15 protein-coding genes are annotated in these 18,742 nt (G+C 50.3%); 7 read left to right on the forward strand and 8 right to left on the reverse strand.

Translation table 11 applies throughout. From position 1 onward, the window contains the following. Positions 1-105 precede the first annotated feature (105 nt). From KGZ93_11220 to KGZ93_11235, 4 genes are all read left to right on the forward strand, one after another. Positions 106-606 (forward strand): hypothetical protein, encoded by a 501-nt coding sequence (locus KGZ93_11220; protein MBS3910169.1) that lies wholly within the window; start codon positions 106-108, stop codon positions 604-606. Then, positions 606-1,280, forward strand: coding sequence for a restriction endonuclease (locus KGZ93_11225; GenBank protein ID MBS3910170.1), 675 nt, complete (start codon positions 606-608; stop codon positions 1,278-1,280). Before KGZ93_11220 ends, KGZ93_11225 begins: the two co-directional genes overlap by 1 nt. A 492-nt stretch (positions 1,281-1,772) precedes the next feature. Further along, the gene (locus KGZ93_11230) at positions 1,773-1,997 is read left to right on the forward strand and encodes a DUF433 domain-containing protein (protein ID MBS3910171.1); all 225 of its coding nucleotides are present in this window, start codon (positions 1,773-1,775) and stop codon (positions 1,995-1,997) included. 1 nt (position 1,998) lies between these two features. Further along, positions 1,999-2,361: a DUF5615 family PIN-like protein gene (locus tag KGZ93_11235; protein ID MBS3910172.1), complete on the forward strand. Its 363-nt coding sequence runs from the start codon at positions 1,999-2,001 to the stop codon at positions 2,359-2,361. Positions 2,362-2,532: 171 nt separating this feature from the next. On the opposite strand, the gene KGZ93_11240 is transcribed toward KGZ93_11235, so the two are convergent. After that, positions 2,533-2,799 carry a type II toxin-antitoxin system Phd/YefM family antitoxin gene (locus KGZ93_11240; GenBank protein MBS3910173.1) on the reverse strand — a complete coding sequence of 89 codons (267 nt, stop codon included), beginning with the start codon at positions 2,797-2,799 and terminating at the stop codon, positions 2,533-2,535. An 839-nt stretch (positions 2,800-3,638) separates the two neighbouring features. On the opposite strand from KGZ93_11240, the gene KGZ93_11245 reads away from it, so the two are divergent. Next, positions 3,639-4,628: an arsenic resistance protein gene (locus KGZ93_11245; GenBank protein ID MBS3910174.1), complete on the forward strand. Its 990-nt coding sequence runs from the start codon at positions 3,639-3,641 to the stop codon at positions 4,626-4,628. Between the two features lie 35 nt (positions 4,629-4,663). Here KGZ93_11245 and KGZ93_11250 read toward each other — a convergent pair whose 3' ends face one another. The 7 genes from KGZ93_11250 to KGZ93_11280 form a co-directional block, all read right to left on the reverse strand. After that, positions 4,664-4,945 (reverse strand): hypothetical protein, encoded by a 282-nt coding sequence (locus tag KGZ93_11250; protein ID MBS3910175.1) that lies wholly within the window; start codon positions 4,943-4,945, stop codon positions 4,664-4,666. Positions 4,946-5,168: 223 nt separating this feature from the next. Further along, positions 5,169-5,375 (reverse strand): cold-shock protein, encoded by a 207-nt coding sequence (locus tag KGZ93_11255; protein MBS3910176.1) that lies wholly within the window; start codon positions 5,373-5,375, stop codon positions 5,169-5,171. A gap of 258 nt (positions 5,376-5,633) precedes the next feature. Beyond that, positions 5,634-6,137, reverse strand: coding sequence for a rhodanese-like domain-containing protein (locus KGZ93_11260; GenBank protein ID MBS3910177.1), 504 nt, complete (start codon positions 6,135-6,137; stop codon positions 5,634-5,636). Between the two features lie 118 nt (positions 6,138-6,255). Then, positions 6,256-8,079, reverse strand: a complete 1,824-nt coding sequence (typA, locus tag KGZ93_11265; GenBank protein MBS3910178.1) for a translational GTPase TypA — start codon at positions 8,077-8,079, stop codon at positions 6,256-6,258. Positions 8,080-8,240: 161 nt separating this feature from the next. After that, on the reverse strand, positions 8,241-8,447 hold the full coding sequence (locus KGZ93_11270) for a cold-shock protein (protein ID MBS3910179.1): 207 nt from the start codon (positions 8,445-8,447) through the stop codon (positions 8,241-8,243). Positions 8,448-8,662: 215 nt separating this feature from the next. After that, entirely contained in the window at positions 8,663-10,303 is a 1,641-nt protein-coding gene (locus KGZ93_11275) for an HD domain-containing protein (protein ID MBS3910180.1), read from the reverse strand. A gap of 152 nt (positions 10,304-10,455) precedes the next feature. Further along, the gene (locus KGZ93_11280) at positions 10,456-13,302 is read right to left on the reverse strand and encodes an Ig-like domain-containing protein (protein MBS3910181.1); all 2,847 of its coding nucleotides are present in this window, start codon (positions 13,300-13,302) and stop codon (positions 10,456-10,458) included. 342 nt (positions 13,303-13,644) lie between these two features. On the opposite strand from KGZ93_11280, the gene KGZ93_11285 reads away from it, so the two are divergent. Together KGZ93_11285 and KGZ93_11290 are read left to right on the forward strand one after the other, a co-directional pair. Continuing rightward, complete coding sequence (locus KGZ93_11285; GenBank protein ID MBS3910182.1) at positions 13,645-16,803, forward strand: hypothetical protein; 3,159 nt, start codon at positions 13,645-13,647, stop codon at positions 16,801-16,803. A gap of 250 nt (positions 16,804-17,053) precedes the next feature. Continuing rightward, positions 17,054-18,592: a CZB domain-containing protein gene (locus KGZ93_11290; protein ID MBS3910183.1), complete on the forward strand. Its 1,539-nt coding sequence runs from the start codon at positions 17,054-17,056 to the stop codon at positions 18,590-18,592. The last annotated feature ends 150 nt before the right edge of the window (positions 18,593-18,742 follow it).

The raw sequence follows: 18,742 nt of genomic DNA on the forward strand, positions 1-18,742 counted from the left end.
ATTTATTTACAAAAGAGCGGGTGCCAAATATTAATAATTCATGAAAATGATTTCAGCGATTCGATTAGATATCTAGATAGGCTGTGGGCAGGGCTTCACATGAAAATTGATTTTAGCGATATGAGCGAAATTAAGAGAATAGGATTTGTTGGCTTCAAGACTATGTCCGAATTGTTCGCTGACAGCTCGGTAATTCCTAAAATAAAAGGCATATATGTTGTTCTCTGTGTTGATGGAAAAAAGCCAGAATTCCTTAAAGTGGGAACTGGTGGTCATTATAGAGGCAAAAACCCTAACATATCCATTCTTGGTCTCGAAAATGAATGGGTTGAAGGCGCTTATGCCGTTTACATTGGTAAGGCTGGTGGTGGAACAAGCGACTCAACTCTTAATTCACGACTAAACCAATATTTTAGTTTTGGTCAAGGTAAAAATGTTCCGCATTGGGGTGGACGACTAATTTGGCAACTGAAAAACTCAAGAGACCTGTTTGTGTGCTGGAAACCTTTGCCTTATGATGAGCCAAGAGAAATTGAGAGGGATCTTATTCGTGATTTTAAAGTGCAATACAATGAGAAAAGACCTTTTGCAAATCTTAGGGACTGATGAATTCACAACAATATGAAACCCTGGTAGCTGAATATTTCCGTGAGAAAGGATATGACGTTCAGCAAACGCCATACTCTAATGACTATGGCGTTGATTGCTTTGCATCAAAAGGCAAAGAGAGAATTGCTGTTCAGGCGAAAATGTTCGGTAATTCGACAAGAAAAATCAACAGGCGTATGGTAATGGAGCTGCATGGAGCAAAAGACTATTTTGATTGCACTAAGGCTTCATTGGTAACTGATGGCGTTTTACTGGACGATGCGGTTGAAGTTGCAGCAAAGCTAAGAATTGAAGTTATTTATCTTTCCGCTAAACATTTAGACTTGAAACCCCAAAAACCAGCCGGTGAGACATTTGCGGTTATTTGGGAGAAATATATTTTGCCTCTTCAAGGGATAACACTAACAAGGGCGAATGGTAAGACAAACAAAATCATAACAGCTGACTGGAGTGGGATTGAACGACTGACCTCAAATGGTAAACAAGGTAAAATTAATATTGAAATCTTTGAGTTTGCAGTTAATAAGCTATTGAAATCAGGACTCATAACAAGAGATGAAATAAACCAAAATTGTTCGGAGCGAGTTTCATCGGGCGTTGTGCTAATTCTGTCGCAAGTCCCTTTCTTTCAGCAAACTGCGAAACCAACTGGTTTAACATACAGAACATGAAAGAGCATAGCATTATAGGTAACAAATATTGCCAATACCACAGCTTTTTATCAAGTTGCGATGGGGTCGATCACATGCAAAGAAAAGAAAGTTCGTACATCATCCAGCATGCCCAGCGAATTTAGGACCCTCAAAAATGCCTTTGACAAGGCATTTTGCTAATGCCAAAAGCTTGTACCCTGGAAGGATTCTAACCCTTTCTATCTAGTTTTCTTAAATGTTGGCACTTTTTACCATGAAGATATGGTCAACTTCCACTGAAAATTTGCCTCGCTATGTGATAAAATGCTAGACACAGGGATTTTGCAACTCAAAATAGCAACCTTGCAACCAGGGATTTTAATTGACGTAGCTCAGCCCTTTAGGGCTGATAACGGCCATGCATATGCGATTATCAGGGCTAAAGCCCTGAGCTACGGGAGATAAAATATGAGTTGCAAAATCTCTGAGACATATAGTAATGATATATTTTCAATATATCTGAGGTGGAATATGGAGATTGGACCAAGGATAAGCGTTGATAAGGACGTAAGGTTTGGCAAGCCGGTTATTACCGGAACTAGAGTTCCGGTCGATCTTGTGCTCGGCAAATTAGCTAGTGGTATGCAGTATGAGGAAGTTATGGCCGAGTACGACATTGAGCGCGAAGACATTCTAGCCGTTCTTGCCTATGCAGCTAAAACATTATCGGACGAAGAAATCAGAGCCGTAGGCTAATATGCCAAAATTTGTAATTGATGAAGATATGCCGCGATCGACGGCCAAGCATCTTGACGAGTTGGGCTATGATGCAACGGACGTTAGGGATGTTGGGCTCCGCGGAGCAAAAGACGATGCAGTTTTTTCCTTTACGCAAAGTAATGAGGCGGTATTAATTACGGGGGATTTAGGATTTGGCAATATTCTGCGATTTCCTATCGGAAGCCATTACGGAATTGTCATTGCTCATTTTCCAAATGAAGTTAGTACACATGAAATCAACCGTGAACTAGAGATTAGATTGTCTGAGATAGCGGAAAGCAGCTTTAAGGGCTCTCTAATTATTATAGAGCCAGGCAAAGTGCGCATTAGAAAAAAATGATCTAAAGACCCAGCTTACCCACCCATTCAACCAGCTTCTCCAGCAATTCAAAGTTTGAGAGCTTTTAGTTATAGCTCATGCCTCAAGGGTTTTTCTTTGAGCGGTTGCCTCAAGTTTACCAAAATCTTTAAGAAAACCACTGGTGGGTTTTAGTCCGTATGGGAAACTCATTTAAGCGCTTACTTTCTTTAGTAAGGCGAGGATATCTGCTTCAGTTGCGGTTATTCCTAGCTCGATTTCTTTTTTACCTTCTTCCAACTGTTTTCTTATATCAGGATTTGCTTCTTCAGCCAATACCTCAACTAAATCAAGATATTCGTCAGGACTTAAAATAACAGCAGCTATTTTGCCTCTCCTTTTTATAAAAAAAGTGTGGTCCTTGCTAACTTCATCCAAAACTTGTCCAAAGTGCGTTCTGGCTTCGTTAGCATTAATAATTTTGTTTTCCCCCCTTTTTCATCTTAACACCTCCCGTTAAACGGCTATGGGTTTTATATTTGCCTTCTTAATTTGAAAGTTTCCGCGCTCGTAAAAGGAGCGCCGCTACTGTGAGGATGGGTTTTATATTTGCCTCCTTAATTTGAAAGTTTAGCATATTGATTTGGAAAAGATAAGCGACCGACTATCACAGTGCTTCCTTATCCTACCAATTCAATCAAACCTCCAGTGACATCCTCCGCTCTTATTGATAATAATGACTGCAAGGGAAGCTATAAATCGGTGGCTGTGTTTGGCAAGTTATTTAAATAAGTAGCCGCGTAATTAACCCAAGAAAGTTGATTGTGTTTATTAGCGAAAGAGCCACATTATCACAGCTCAGAGATATATTTAACTAGCTTCTCCAGCAATTCGAGATTTGAATAGCGTCCACTCAGGGCAGCACCAATAAAGCCTTGTCGAATTACGGTACGACAAGGCTTTATTTAATTGTGGGGAAGTTGAGGGGAGGGGGAGGATTCGAAAGTAAAGATTAAAGACCTGACCCCGGACTTGACGCACCTGACTACTGAGCCTATTTCTCGCACGAGCAGTGATTTTAGGGTATTATACGCATCAGTATAATCATGTTTCGGCGGAACGGAACATGAACGAAGATCAAATACCGGACAACTGTAGTACTAAGAGCTGTACGTGGATGGCGAGAGCGATTACAGCGCCTCTGCCTGCATTAAACTGAGATGAAGAGCTTGCCGAACAAGACGCTCCAACGGATGGCAATTCCGCCGTGCTCCATCGTTGTCGGCAAGCTTGGACGTCATGCGTTTTAAGGAAATACGGTGTCAAGAGAACAACTGGAAGAAAATCAGATCCGGCTATATGTTGTTGCCTTGACTATCGGTGCGGGGCTGGGGTTGTGGCGCCCGACTTTAGGCGCGAGCCTGGAGTTTATGGTCTCTCCGGTGCTTGCGGTTTTGCTTTACGGAATGTTTGTCCAGATTCCATTCCTTAAGCTCCGCGAAGCGTTTGCTAACCGCCGGTTTACCGCGGCGCTGCTTATGGTCAATTTTATCGTCGTTCCTGTGTTGGTCTGGTTGTTGTCACGTTTTTTGCCCGAACATCCGCCGCTGTTACTCGGGGTATATCTTGTTTTGCTCACCCCTTGCATCGACTACGTCATCGTCTTTACGCACCTCGGTCGCGGAAATGCACGGCTCGTTCTTGCCTCCACGCCTTTGCTGCTTCTCGCACAGATACTCCTTCTCCCCGTGTATCTGTGGCTTTTCATGGGCGAGCAGGCCGCACAGGTCATGAGTGCCGGCCCGTTCTTGGAAGCGTTTCTCGTACTCATCGTTTTGCCGCTGGGGTTCGCCCTGATGAGCGAGTTCTGGGCTAAGCGCCAACGTATAGGCGCAGTATGGCTTGAGAGAACCGCTTGGCTACCGGTGCCGTTCATGGCGCTCACTCTGTTTCTCGTTGTTGTGTCCCAAATCGCCGGAATCGAAGAATATCTCCCGCTGGTGAGCCAAGCCGTACCGATCTATGTTGCCTTCATGGTCATAATGCCGTTTCTCGCGCGCCTGACGGCGCGTCTATTTCGCTTGAATACGCGGGCTGGAAGGGCGCTGATCTTCAGCGCGGGGACACGCAATTCGCTGGTGGTGCTTCCGCTAGCGCTGGCCTTGCCGGACGCTTGGATTTTGGCGTCTGCCGTAATTGTCACCCAAACGCTGGTCGAACTGGTCGGCGAGTTGGTATATATACGCTTGGTGCCTTCGGTTATCTTCCGTGAGTCGACGGAGTGCGGCCCGTCTTCGACGGATGACTGAGCTACGCATAACAATCGTTTGCGCGATCGCAGTCGCTACGCAGGCTCCTGGTCGGTCTTATCTTCTATTTTAACTACATCGACCTTCTTGGGTTTTGGCGCGGTCGGGATGAAATATTGTTGCGGGCTTTCAGGGGATTTAAAGAATTCCTCTGGGCTGTAGGCGCGATATTTCTTGCCGTTTTGGTCGGCGATTCTCACGGTTACTCCTTCCTGTAGGGTATTTGCCTGTTTTCGGAGCGCTTCTGTCGTTTGCGATAGCCATACCGCAACGAGTGTCGACTCTCCGTAATAAAAAAGATATGACCACTCTTTCACAGGAGCTTCATATCCTCATAATTAAACAACAAAGCAATCTCAATGAATTAATTATATCACACTAACGCCAAAATGCCGCATTCAAGCAAAACACTCTTCGGCCATGAGCCAACCTCTATGACTACTCTCGGAACAAGACCGAATTGTTTGCTGTGCCCGGCGAGACAAACGGCAATAAAAAAGACCCGCTATACATAGCAGGTCTTTTTAAGTTGAAACTAGATTAGCCAACAACGGTTACGTTGCTTGCGCGAGCGCCTTTAGCCTCCATTTGAACCTCAAACTCGACTACCGCGCCCTCGGCGAGTGTCTTGAAACCGTCGCCGCCGATTGCTGAGTGATGTACAAAGACATCCGGTCCGCCGTCTTCCTGGCTGATAAAACCAAAACCTTTGCCGTCATCGAACCACTTTACTGTACCTTTTGACAAAATTGTCACCTCCTAGCGTCGCTAAACTTGAGCTTATGACGCTAGGTTAATGAGGTACTTAAAAAGTTTACGACACCGACCATAAAAATAAGAACCCGTCTAACAACGAGTCCCCATTTACGAATTCACGTCTTAGCTTTCATTATTATCGGTCATATTGCGCGATTTGTAAAGGCTTTAGGATAAACATTATAACTTAGCAGGCATGATAGGCGAAACCCGCTAAGACATTCGACTAAATCCAGGTCTGACCCCGATCTAAGGCCCGACTCCATATGTCCAGCTCGCTATTCCTCCATCGAGTTCATATACTTCGGAAAAGCCATTGTCGGTCAATAATTTAGCCGCGTCCTTGCTCCATTTTCCGGCATCGTCATAGAGCAGAACCGGTTTTGTTTTGTCGAGTTCTCCGAAGCGCGTCGCCAACTCGCCTTGCGGTAAAAGTTTTGCGCCTAGTATGTGTTTGTTCCCATACAGGTAAGAACTTCTCAAGTCTACGATTTGAACGGCGGGATTGCCACTGATAAGTGCCGACGCATCGGATGCGCTGATATTTTTCCAGGGAGGCGGCGCCGTTGGTTGAGTAGTTTGGACCGTCGGCGGAGTCTCCGGCGGAGCTTGTGGTGCCGCCGGTGCTTGTTCGTTTTTCGCTGCGGTAATACCCAAGTCTTCGTCGGTAACCTGGCCCGCGGAACACCCAAACGCCAGGGATACGGATGCGATGAGAAGGGCGATAGCTAAGTACTTTCTCAAATGGGGCAAGTTCAACCTCCTTAGAGTGGTCGCAGGCGATGAGGCGCTTGGCGCCGGCCGCTAGCGATGACTAAAATTCTATCGTATTATACCATGACTTATTGTGGAGGCTCTACCCAAACCGGAACTACTTCTTAGCTTTCTTGCGGGCGTTCTCATCGAGCAGCTTTTTTCTAATGCGGATTGCTTTCGGCGAGACCTCGACCAGCTCATCATCTTCGATGAATTCAAGAGCCTGCTCCAACGTCATCTCTTTATGCGGGGGCAGGCGCAGCGCATCGTCACTGCCCGAGGCCCGCATGTTGGTCAATTTCTTCTCTTTGACAGCGTTGACCGTAAGATCGACACCCTTATTATTTTCGCCGATAATCATACCCTCGTATACCTCGGTGTTGGGCGGTATGAAGAACCGCCCTCTATCCTGAAGCCCGCTCAAGGCATAGCGCACCGCCTTGCCTTGAGCGTGACAGACCAAGACGCCTTTCTCACGCTTGGGTATCTCGCCCTTGAAGAACTCGTATTCGTAGAAGTTGCTGTAGAGCGTCCCTGTTCCGCGTGTCATCGTCAGGAACTCGCTTCTGAAGCCGATGAGCGAGCGTGACGGTATGGTAAACTCCATCTGCACACTGCCCGAATCGGTTTCGACAAAGTTTTTCATCTCGGCTTTGCGTTTGCCCATCTCCTCGATGACATAGCCGTGATAATCTTTATCGACATCGATAACGAGCATCTCGATGGGCTCGAGAACCTTCCCGTCGATCTCCTTAAAGATGACCTTTGGTTTCGATACTTCGAGTTCATACCCTTCGCGGCGCATCGTCTCGACGAGGATTGAGAGGTGGAGTTCGCCTCGTCCCGATACTTTAATCATCTCTTCGCCTTCGACGTCCTCCACGCGCAAGCCCACATTGATTCTCGCCTCTCTGTGGAGGCGCTCGCGAATATGGCGGCTGGTAAGGAATTTACCGCCGTCCATTCCGACAAAGGGGCTGGTATTCGGTCCAACCATAACCGATATCGTCGGTTCGTCGATATTGACGAAGGGAAGTGCTTTGGGCGACTCGAACGAGGCGATGGTCTCGCCGACGTTAATATTTTCCAAACCGGCGACACATGCGATATCTCCCGCACTCGCAAAATCGACGGCGACTCTTTTCATGCCTTGATACGCGAAGAGGCCGCTGACCTTGCCCGCCCGCCTGGTGCCGTCCCGGCGCATCAGATAGACTTGGTCGGAGACGCGTACTTCGCCGTGGACGATGCGCCCGAGACCGAGCCCTCCGATGTAGTTGTCGTAGTCGAGCATGGTGATTAGCATCTGCAACGGTCTCCCCACATCCGCGGCAGGGGGGAGAACGCGGTGTATGATGGTCTCGAAGAGCGGCTTTAGGCTATCGCTCTCTTCTTCCATCTCGTACCACGCGATACCGTCTTTTGCCGAGCAATAGACGACCGCGAAATCGAGCTGCTCATCGGAGGCATTGAGGTCGCAAAAGAGGTCGAAGGCCTCGTCGACGACGGCATGCGAGCGAGCATCCGGCCTGTCGACCTTGTTTATGACCAAAATCGGCTTCAGGTGAAGGTCGAGGGCCTTTCTTAAAACGAACTTTGTCTGAGGCATCGGCCCTTCGAATGCGTCGACCAGGAGGAGCACTCCATCGACCGTTTGCAGGATGCGCTCGACCTCGGAGCCGAAATCGCTGTGCCCGGGCGTATCGACGATATTAATCTTGATGTCTTTATAGTTGATCGATGCGTTCTTGGAAAATATGGTGATGCCGCGTTCGCGCTCCAGGTCGTTGGAGTCCATAACGCGCTCGTTTACCTCTTCGTTTTGGCGAAAAACACCGGTTTGACGGAGCATGGCATCGACGAGCGTGGTTTTACCGTGGTCGACATGTGCGATTATCGCGATATTTCTGATGTCTTTTCTTCTTGCCTGGTGTGACATTCTTTCAACCTCTTTACCTGTTGTTACCGATTTCCACAACCTTGCCAATATACCACATATTTAAGGGCTTAGAAGCACTATCGGTGCGCCAATATTATCTTAAAGCCCCCACATAAAAAAGACCTGCCATCTCTAGCAGGTCTTTTTTAAATTCTTGCTGATTACTTTACAAGGGTGACGTTTGATGCGCGAGCGCCTTTGGGGTCCATCTCGACCTCAAACTCAACCGCCGCACCCTCGGCCAGAGTCTTAAATCCCTCCGCGACAATCGCCGAGTGATGTACAAAGACATCCGGGCCACCATTGTCCTGGCTGATGAAACCAAAACCTTTGCTATCATCAAACCACTTAACAGTACCTGTTGACAAGAATTTCACCTCCTAGCGTCTAAGGGGTTAAGCTTACGACGCTAGGTTAATACGACACCCTAAAAGAGCTTACGTCATCGACCATAAAAATAGAGACCCGCCCAACAGCGACTCCCTACTTAAAATCACGTCTTAGCTTTATATATTATCGCTCATTTGCCGGTTTTTGTAAAGCATTTTTGGTTTAGCCTGTATTTTAGGCAATTTGTCGTCTGTTAAATGGCTAGGTCTTCACCGGTTAGCCGGTGGTCGAACCGGAATGCGTCCTCGTCCAGGTGCCGGTTGTTGAGGACCGCTATCAACGCGCCGATAACGACGGCGTCGAATTTGGTATCGCTTTCTTTGACCAGCTCAGCGATGGCGGAATCTTTCGAACTAGGCTTCCTGTAGGCGCGTGTGGCGGTCATCGCATCGTAGGCGTCCGCTACGGCGATGATCCGGGCGAACAGGGGTATGTCGTCACCGGTCAAGCCCTCGGGGTATCCCGACCCATCGAGGCGCTCATGATGGTAGAGTACCGCCGGGACGATACTTTCGAGGCTGGCTATGGGCGCTAAGAGCCTGGAGCCGGTAACCGGATGCTCTTTTACAATATCGAACTCTTCGTCCGTAAGCTGGCCGGGTTTGTTCAATATGTGGGGCGGCACGTTTACCTTACCTACATCATGGATGAGCGCCGCCTTATAGAGGAGGTCTATGTCGTCTTGGCCTAAGTCCATCTCGACCGCTATTCTTCGGGAGATCTCAGCGACGCGCTTAGAATGATTGTTGGAGTGGTGGTCGACGACGTTAACGAGTTCATTGAGGACAGCGATGCTGTTGAAGCATGCCTGCTCTAGCGTCGCGTACATCCGGCTGTTATCTATGGAAAGGCCTAACAAGCTACATGCCGCACGTATCGATTCACTGATCTCGGGCGAGATGGGGACGGTCGACTTCCATCCGATATTGAGGACGCCCACAAGCTTGTCGTGCGAAGCTATCTTAATCGAAGCGAACGAGCGTACGCCGGTTCTATTAGCGATGTTGCGGCGCTCACCGTTAAACGCCTCAACGCTGGAGAGTAGGTGGCTGTCGCGGTCGGTTTTTGCGACAAATTCGTTGTTTACCACAACATTTTTTATGAGGTATCTGCTGTCCTCCGGAAGTCCGTAATCGGACGCCAAGACGAACGCGTCACCTTCTCGCAGGTAGAGTGCGGCAATTCTTATCTCTGGAATACAGGAGAGGCTTTCGATGAATTTTTGCGCCAGCCGCTTCGTCGATGGGTTGTCCCTTAGGGATAGAGCCAGATTCGAAAATAAGCCGAGAATCAACTTTCGGCGCGATTGACGCTGTTGTGAGATGTACTTTTCGTCCTCGCCCTTGAGCAGTCCAATCATGCCTCGCGAGTATTCCAGGCCCACCCTACTTTCGGCTTCAGTCGAAGGCGTGATGTATAAATCGAAAGTGCAGGGTCGCACGGGCTGGTCCGGGCCGACAATGGTTACGATTTTGCTGTAGCCAAAAGAAAGGAAGCCAAGCCCGCCGACGAGGCCCTTCATCACCGAGCACAGTGCCTCGGATCGATATTGCTTAAAGGGACAGTTCTTTACCTTATACCGGATTTGGCTCTTGGTTATGGCGATTGGAATGATGACATAGTCGAAGCTCGAAGTAACCGATGCTATCGCGTTGATAAACGACGCACCCGACAGCTCGTTCTTCGCCGCGCCCGCGGCCGATTTGACCCGCCAATTCAGTTGTGTCGCAAGCTTAAGTCCCAGACTGGAGATGGTGGTTTGGGGAATCAGGGTATCGTCTATGGTCTTTGCCAACTCGCCGGTGATGAGCGTCAATAGTTGCTTGCTGTCCAAATAGTCCAACTCCCTCAGCCCTAAGGATGATATAGATATATGATTTAATCGACAAGCGGCACGAAGAGCCTAAGCATTAATGAGTAAAAAGCGAGAACAGACGCGGAATAACAAGTGCGCGACTTTCGCGAGCGAGCGTCGGCGCTTACATCCTATTTCTTAGCGCCAAGAACCCCGACGACCATCTTGGCGGCCTCGGCTCGGGTGGCCGTGTTGCTTGGCCTAAAGGTGTTGTCGTTATAGCCGCCGACGATGTTGGCCTTAACGCATTTGGCTATATAATCATTAGCCCATGAGGTCGCGATATCGGATAGGGTGCTGGCGCCGGCGGGCAGGCCAAGAGTCTCGGACGCTATTTTGGCGATCTCAGCTCGGGTTATACTTTTACCGGGCTTAAAAGTGCCGTCTTCGTAGCCGGCGATAACCTTCTTCGATTTGGCCGTCTCGATATATTTATACGCCCAATGGTCTTTCGGTACATCGGTAAAGGAAGCGCTCGAAGGGTTCTCTAAGGTCCAACCCATCGTGAGGCACATCATTTTGGCGAACTCACCGCGGGATACGTTGTGGTTCGGCCGGAAAGACCCGTCGACATAACCGGAGACGATTTTGTTTGTGGTCAGCTGTATAACGTGGTCTTTATACCAGGCCGTATCGGGCACATCGGCGAAGCCGGATTGATTCGCGGTTTTCTCTACGAAGACCTCGAATTCGCTCGACTTCGCGCTCTCTTTTGCGGTTTTGCCTACCCAAGTCACCGCATACACGTAAGTCTTGCCGATTTCAACGCTCTTATCTTGATACCGGGCTTCGAGTATCGTCGCCGTGTTTACTTTTGACAGCGCCGTTTCACCTTTTATTTTTCGATAGACGTTGTAGCCGGAGAGGCCGCTGTCGGCAACGGAGGTCCACGATATGTGAGCCAACCCCTTATTGCTCACTACTTTCAGGCCTTGCGGGGCGGTCGCGGTGGTAGTGTCGTTCTGCGTAGTGATATTAAACGAGTATGCGGCGGCAAGCGCATTGCCGGCGCTGTCTTTGACACCGCTCGCGGGTATGGTCACCGTATATTTCATACCTAACGCAAGGTCTTTCGCCGGGGTTAGCGTCAGTACTTTATCTTTGATATTCTTTGACAGAGAAATCGCCGTGCTGCTCGTATCTTTAACGGCTATCGTCTCGTAGGCGGTTCCGGCCAGTATGTTCTCGCTAAAGGTTATGGTTATCGTCTTTTCTTTCGCGACCTCGACCGCATTGTTCGCCGGGTCGGTAGAGCTTACCGTCGGGGGAGTGGTATCGTTTTGGGTCGTAAAGCTCAAGGCATATTGCGCGGCCAGGTTATTATTGGACATATCTTTGACCGCGTTGACCGGAATCGTAATCGTGTGGACGGTATTGCCGGCAAGGTCGCCTGCCGGGTCAAGGCTTAACGTCGCCCCTGAAACTGTTTTGGTTGCATCTACCGAAACGCCGGCGGCGGTCTTAAACGTAATGTTGTTATAGGCGCTGCCGGCCTGGATGTTCTCACTAAAGGTGATAACGACGGTTTTGTCTCTCGTAATGCTTAAGGCGCTATTGGCCGGGTCGGTAGAGCTTACCGTCGGGGGCGTCGTATCCGGCGCCGCCGCTACAGTGAAGCTGAGGGTGTGTTGCGCACCGAACGCGTTGTTCGCGGTATCTTTTACGGCGCCCGCCGGGATTATCGCCGTATAGGTTGTGCCGTAAGCGAGGTCGCCGGTCGGGTCGAGTGTGAGCACGCGCCCGTTAATAACCTTGGTCATCGTAACCTGGCTGCCGGCGGCATCCTTAAGGGTTATCAAGTCGTAAGCGGTGCTCGACTGCACGTTCTCATTGAAAGTGATTGCTATGGTCTTGTCTCTGGCTATCGCGGTCGCCCCGTTTGCGGGGTCGGCGGAGTTGATTACCGGCGGAAGGCTGTCGGATGTCGTGGCGCTAAAAACGCCGCCGCCCCAGGTGCCTGCGAATATCGTATAGTCCGAGCCGTACGCCGGGGAAAACCTAACAGAGGGGATGCTGGTCGGTGCGAGGCCGGTGTTTATCTGCGTCCAGTTGGTGCCGCCATTGGTCGATATGTGCGCGCCGCCCCCATAGGTGCCGACAACGGTGGTGCTGTCGTCGGCATAGTTGGGCGATGTGGCGAGCGAGAATATGTTGACGCCCAAAAGGCCGCTCTGCGTCCAGCTCGCGCCGCCGTTGATCGTTTTATATACGCCGCCGCCATCGCTCGCGCCCGCGAAGACGGTGCCGTCAACAGCGTAGTTGGGGGACACACCGAGTGAGCTTATGTTGATGTTGCCAAGATCGTTGTTTACCCGAGCCCAACTCGCTCCGCCGTCCATAGACTTGTACACGCCGCCGCCATCGCTTGTGCCCGCGAAGACGGTGCCGTCGATAGTGTAGTTGGGGGATGTTTGAATCGCGCTAATATAATTGTGCGAAAACCTGGTGTTCATAGCGGTCCAGCTCGTCCCGGCATCCGTCGATTTATATACGCCGCCGTTTGTTCCGGCAAAGACCGTCCGGTCGGTCGCATAGTTATTGGATATAGCAAGAGCGCTGACACTTGTGCCTGCGAGCCCCACTTGAGTCCAACTCGTACCGCCATTGGTCGACTTGTAGATTCCCGCGTTGTTGGTGCCCGAAAACACCGTGCCGTCGGCGGCATAGCCGGGGGAGACGGCGAGCGATTGCGCGTGGTTGCCGGCCAATCCGCCCTGCGTCCAGCTCGTCCCGCCGTTGGTCGATTTGTATATGCCGTTATCCGTGCCGGCAAAGACCGTCTTAGATGTGGCGTAATCGGGCGATACGCCGAGAGAGTAGACGATAGCGCCGGAAGGCCCGTTCGTAACCCATTCGTTGACGCCCGCATATCCTGTTGCCGCGACGGCCGGCAATAACGCGGCTGCGATAAGCACAAGCGCGGCTATTCTATTTAGGGTGGGAATTTTACTCGTCCTGGTCGCCATGGTTGTTTGCATACGCTCTCTCCACTTCGTACAAATATTTCACGTTAATTCGATAAGCCCTCGCGGTCTCTCATGATATTTGAGTATATATATTAGGAGTTATCGGACGGCTTGGTTGTTGTTTGAACCTTTTATAGACAGAAAGCCTGGTGGGCAAGGGATGAGCAAACCGGTATCGACAATAGCCTTTCCAATCACATCCATTTAAGTTAAAGATTCTCAAATATATTGTTTAGCGGTCGCTATAGCTATGCTAATATTGGGTCAAAGCTATAAAGAACCGAATATTTGTCCTTGCCCTTGCCCAAAAATTGCGTCATTCAAATTGTCGTCACAGAAAGGGAGGCCGCCGTCTTGATGGAACCATTCAATCGACAACATCTCGTGTATTGCCTTTCCATCCAAATGTCAGAGCCCGCAACACCCGAAAGAGAAGCCGGCGAAGCGGTGCTGGCGAGACAAGATCGTCTCAATGTGATCCTCGCCGAGCATCTCAAACCCCACATTCACAACCTTCGACTTTCGGATATCTTTGTAAAATTCACCGGCAACGGTTTCATGCTCATGACCGACAGGTCCGAGCGCGTACGCGCGCTCAGTTGTCTAGGCGTGATTCTAGCCAATAATTTTAACGATGAGGTGGCGCGGGCTTACGGGATCGCGCAAAATCGGCTCCCGGCGCTCCGTATCAGCCTCTTCTCCGGTCACGACCGTCGCATCGAAATGCCGGACGGTAAGCGGGAATGGGTCGGCCATAGTCTTCGCAAAGCAGCCGGCTTGGCGATGTTCCCACACACCGACAGAGTGCTCGTCGACGACTCGGTACTCAGCCTGGTTAGGGACGAATTCAAGATTGAAAGATTCGACGCCGCGCCGGTCATGGATGCGGGTTCAGATACCGAGGCCGCCGCACTATTGTCGATCCTGGGCGAAATCGTCTTGGAGTCTGTCGTCGAGAGCGGCACTCCCGAGTGCTACATGTATACTCTTAACGCGCTCGGCAGGACGGAGGATGCCGGCTATGTCGCCCAGGCGGTCGCGAGCCGCCTCACTGGTGACGCCCGCGGCGGAGAAGCGGCGGTTGAAGCATCCGAACAAGGCTCGGCGCTGAAAGATGCTCAGGGTTGGGGTAGGTTGCTTTCGAGCCTGACGGATTATCCGACCGCCAACGCGTTTTTTCTCAAAGCAAAGGCCGCCGGCGTACAGCCGACGGCGGATATATATAACATACTTGTCGCGTTGGCGCCCGATTTCGGTACCGCCAAATCTCTCGTTGAGGAGATGGAGCGCGAGGGGATAGAGCCCGATGTTACCATTTACAATGCGCTCGTCGCTAAAGCACCGGACCATGAGACCGCCGTCGCGCTGCTCTCGTCGATGCGGGAAGCAGGGCTCGTACCGGGCGCCCCTATATATGATGCGATGATCGCCAAATCCGATTACGCAAAGGCCAAATCTCTCGTTGAGGAGATGGAGCGCGAGGGGATAGAGCCGGATATTTCCACTTATGGGTTACTTATAGCGAAAGCACCCGACTACGAGACGGCTAGGTATTGGCTGAGATCTCTCACTGAGGACGGGGGTCGGCTTAGCGCCCATATCTACGGAGCGCTCATCGCTAAGGCGCCCGATTTTGAGACGGGCAAGTTCTGGCTGGAGACGATGGAGCGAGACGGTTTGCAGCCGAATATCGCCGTCTTCAATAAACTAATACCCAAAGCTCCGGGCTATGATATTGTCCGCGCCCTGCTCGACTCGGTGCGGGCCGAGGGCATAAAGCTCAATATCGTCACATATAATATGCTGATATCTAAAGCCGTCGATTTCGATACCGCGAAATCTTGGCTCGACGCGATGGCGAGAGATAGCGTCAAACCGAATCTCGACACATATAACCGCCTGCTTAGTAAGAACATATCGTCTCAGCCTGCGGAGGAATTGCTGAAATGGTACTTATCGCAAGAGCATCACTCGGAGGAGCCTATCCAGACAGCGATGGCCACCTACCGGAAGTACGGGCGCGTCGACCGGTCGTTGCGCTTAGCTGTTGAATATCCGCATCTTCCGGTGGCCAAAAGGCTCATCCGGGAGATCATGGATGAGGTTTTCGCGTATCTTAACACGATCCGAGAGGAAGCCGTACCGCCTAGCGTTACCAGTTATAACACTATTATCTCGAAAGCACCGTATTTCGATACCGCAAAATCATGGCTGGATTCGATGCGCAAAAAGGGAATAAAACCCGATATCGACACGTATAATACCTTGATTAAGAAGGCCGCCGGTTTTGAAAGAGCGCAATCGCTTGTCGAGACGATGCGGGCTGACGGAGTCGAGCCGACTACCGATACATTCGGGACGCTCTTTGAAAAAGACCTCTCCACGGTTTCGGCCGATGAATTGATCCTATGGTACCGGGCGCAAGAGAGCCTTGCGGAAGAGCCGATAGAGACGGCTATCGTCTCTTTCAAACGGATTGGCCGTGTCGACCAAGCCTTGCGTCTGGCGCTGGATTACCCGCGTCTGGCGGCGGCTAAGAGACTTATCCGTGAGTATATGGCCGAGGTGCTTTCATATCTGGGGACGATTCGCCGTGAAGGCGTCAAACCCAACATCGTGACCTACACCTCGCTCATCTCGAAAGCACCGTATTACGATATCGCGGTCGCGTGGTTGGAGACGATGCGCGCCAAGGGCGTCAAACCGAATGCCGTGACGTATAACACACTCATCTTCAAGGCGCCCGATTTTGAGACGGCCCAGGCCCTCCTCGACGAGATGCGTTCCGAGGCTATTGTCCCAAATGTTATAACATACAGTACGCTCATTTCGAAAACGGAAGAATACGAATCGGCCGCCGCCCTATTCGCGAGGATGGAGCAAGAAGAGGTTCAACCCAATACAATTACCTATAATGCGTTGATGCTCAAGTCTCCCGATTATGAAGTCGCTCGCTCTTGGCTCGAAAAGATGAAGACGGAGCATTCGAAGCCGGACGTGATTACCTTCAATACGCTGATATATAAGGCGCCCGATTTTGAGACGGCTGAAACCAAGTTCAGGGAGATGGGAAAAGCGGGAATACAACCGAATATCGTCACGTATAACCGCTTATTCAGCAAGGACCTCTCGGCGAAACCGGCTGAAGAAATCATCGCTTGGTACTTGGAGCAACCGTACCACCCGGACGAACCATTGCAAGCGGCGATATCCGCTTATCGAAAGATGGGAAGAGTCGATCAGGCATTGCGCCTGACCCTCGACTATCCCCATCTTCAGGTCGCTCGCAAGTTGATGAGGGATCACGCCGTCGAAGCGACAGCCTATTTTGAAGACCTGCTCGCACGGAACCCTGAGGACTCGAACGCCGCATATGCGCTGGGTCTGGTATTGATAGAGAGCGGCAACGCGCAAGCGGCGAAGCCGCATTTGTTGAGGGCCATCACTTGCGCCAAGTCCGACTCCCAAAGGAAAGCCATAGAATCGCTTGTCGGAGGACTTTCCCGGGGATAATATCGGCTGGATAAGAAAATTCCATATTCAGAAAAAGCCGGCGATCGAGCCGGCTTTTTGGTTCGCGCACAAAATGTTCAGCTAATCTCCGACGACAAGAGTGTATAAGAAAAATGCTATGAAACGCTCATATATTCCGCCAACACGACGATACAATATCTCGAAAAGGTAAGTAAGAAGCTAAAAGAAGCTAAAGCAAGCGAGTACATGTGTAGTCTTAAAGCTAGTTAATTGAAAGGGGTTAAGAAACGTGAAATCAAATCTAAGTATTTCTAAGAAACTGTATCTGGCTTTTGGGGCGATTATCGCGCTTATGGTTATTATGAGTGTTGTCATCAATATAACCAACTCCAACCTGGTACGGGCAAATAAGGAGATTATAAAGGAAACTGAATTTGAAAGTCAGACGAAAACCTACCAGAAGCAACACGTTGATTGGATAAACGCTCTATCGAATCACATTCTGATTGGCGGTGAGTTTAAGAAAACACTCAATCCGCAGGAGTGCGATTTCGGCAAATGGTATTACAGCTACATCGAATCAGCGGAGTTTAAGGCGGAATCGCCTGAAACACAGCGTATCCTGAAAGAACTCGAAGAACCGCACAGAAAACTTCATGAAGGAGGTGCCGGTGTTACCAGCGAGCTTCAGCAGGGCCGCAAAGCAAACGCTGTAAAGTACTACGAAGAAAACACATTGCCGACAATTACCCAACTTGACGGTATTTACAATGAACTCGTTAAAACCTTATATGAAAAAGTCGAACAACACAAAGCGGACGCACAAAAAAGCGAACGCGCCGGCAACCTGCTTATTATCGTCTTGACCGTAATGGGAGCGCTCGTTGGAGTCGCGGTCGCTTATTTATTGACGCGTAGCACTCTTTCAATGGTCGGCAAGGTCGTTGAGGCATCGGAAAACGTTGCTAACGCCTCCGACCAGATCTCAGCCGGCAACCAGGAACTCTCACAAAGGACACAAGAACAAGCATCGGCCCTGGAAGAAACGGCCGCAACCATTGAAGAGATGTCCGCGACGGTTAAGACCAACGCTGAAAGCGCTCGTCGTGCGAGCACGTTGGCGGTTGACGCGGCTGCGTTGGCGCAAAACGGCGGCGCTGTCGTCGAAGATACAATGGCATCCATGGGCGAGGTGACCGGGGCCAGCAAGAAGATCGCGGACATTATAAACGTGATAAATGAGATTGCGTTCCAGACCAACCTCCTAGCCTTGAACGCGGCGGTCGAAGCGGCGCGCGCCGGCGAGCAAGGAAAGGGTTTTGCGGTTGTCGCAGGCGAGGTTAGGAATCTTGCTCAACGAAGCGCTGAAGCCGCAAAAGAGATACAGAATTTAATCCAGGATAGCGCTGAAAAGGTAGATAAAGGCAACAAGCTGGCAGAGAAATCCGGCGAGACCTTGCTGGAAATAATTTCTTCGATTAAAGAGGTCGCCGAAACCGTAACGGAAATCGCTTCGGCATCACAAGAACAGGCAACCGGCATCGACCAGGTAAATAAAGCCGTTTCCATGATGGATGACGTGGTTCAGAACAACAGCACGTTGGTCGAAGAGGCGGCCGCGGCATCTCAGTCGTTGGCGATGGAGGCCGAGGAACTTAAGAATCTCATGGCGTCGTTTAGCGGTACGAACGCGCTTGCGAAAGAGCACAAGAACAGGAGTCTTGCGACAGTCACACGCATTATCCCAAGGCAACCCGCACGCCTTAAAGCGAAGGCCGCCGGCGCGGAGGAACTCAGCGCGGCATCCGATGATTTCGACGAGTTTTAAGGGAGATGGTTGACATGAGCAGTATGATGCATGTGTCCCGCCGAAACCGAATTACGTATCCCCGTCCGCAAAAACAATTAGTCCTGAAATAGCCATAAAGCCGTTTATCGTGCAGCCGATATATAATTCGATATTTATAGTATGGATTGA

It is taken from the genome of Actinomycetota bacterium (genome assembly GCA_018333515.1).
Taxonomy (GTDB): Bacteria; Actinomycetota; Aquicultoria; order Aquicultorales; family Aquicultoraceae; genus Aquicultor.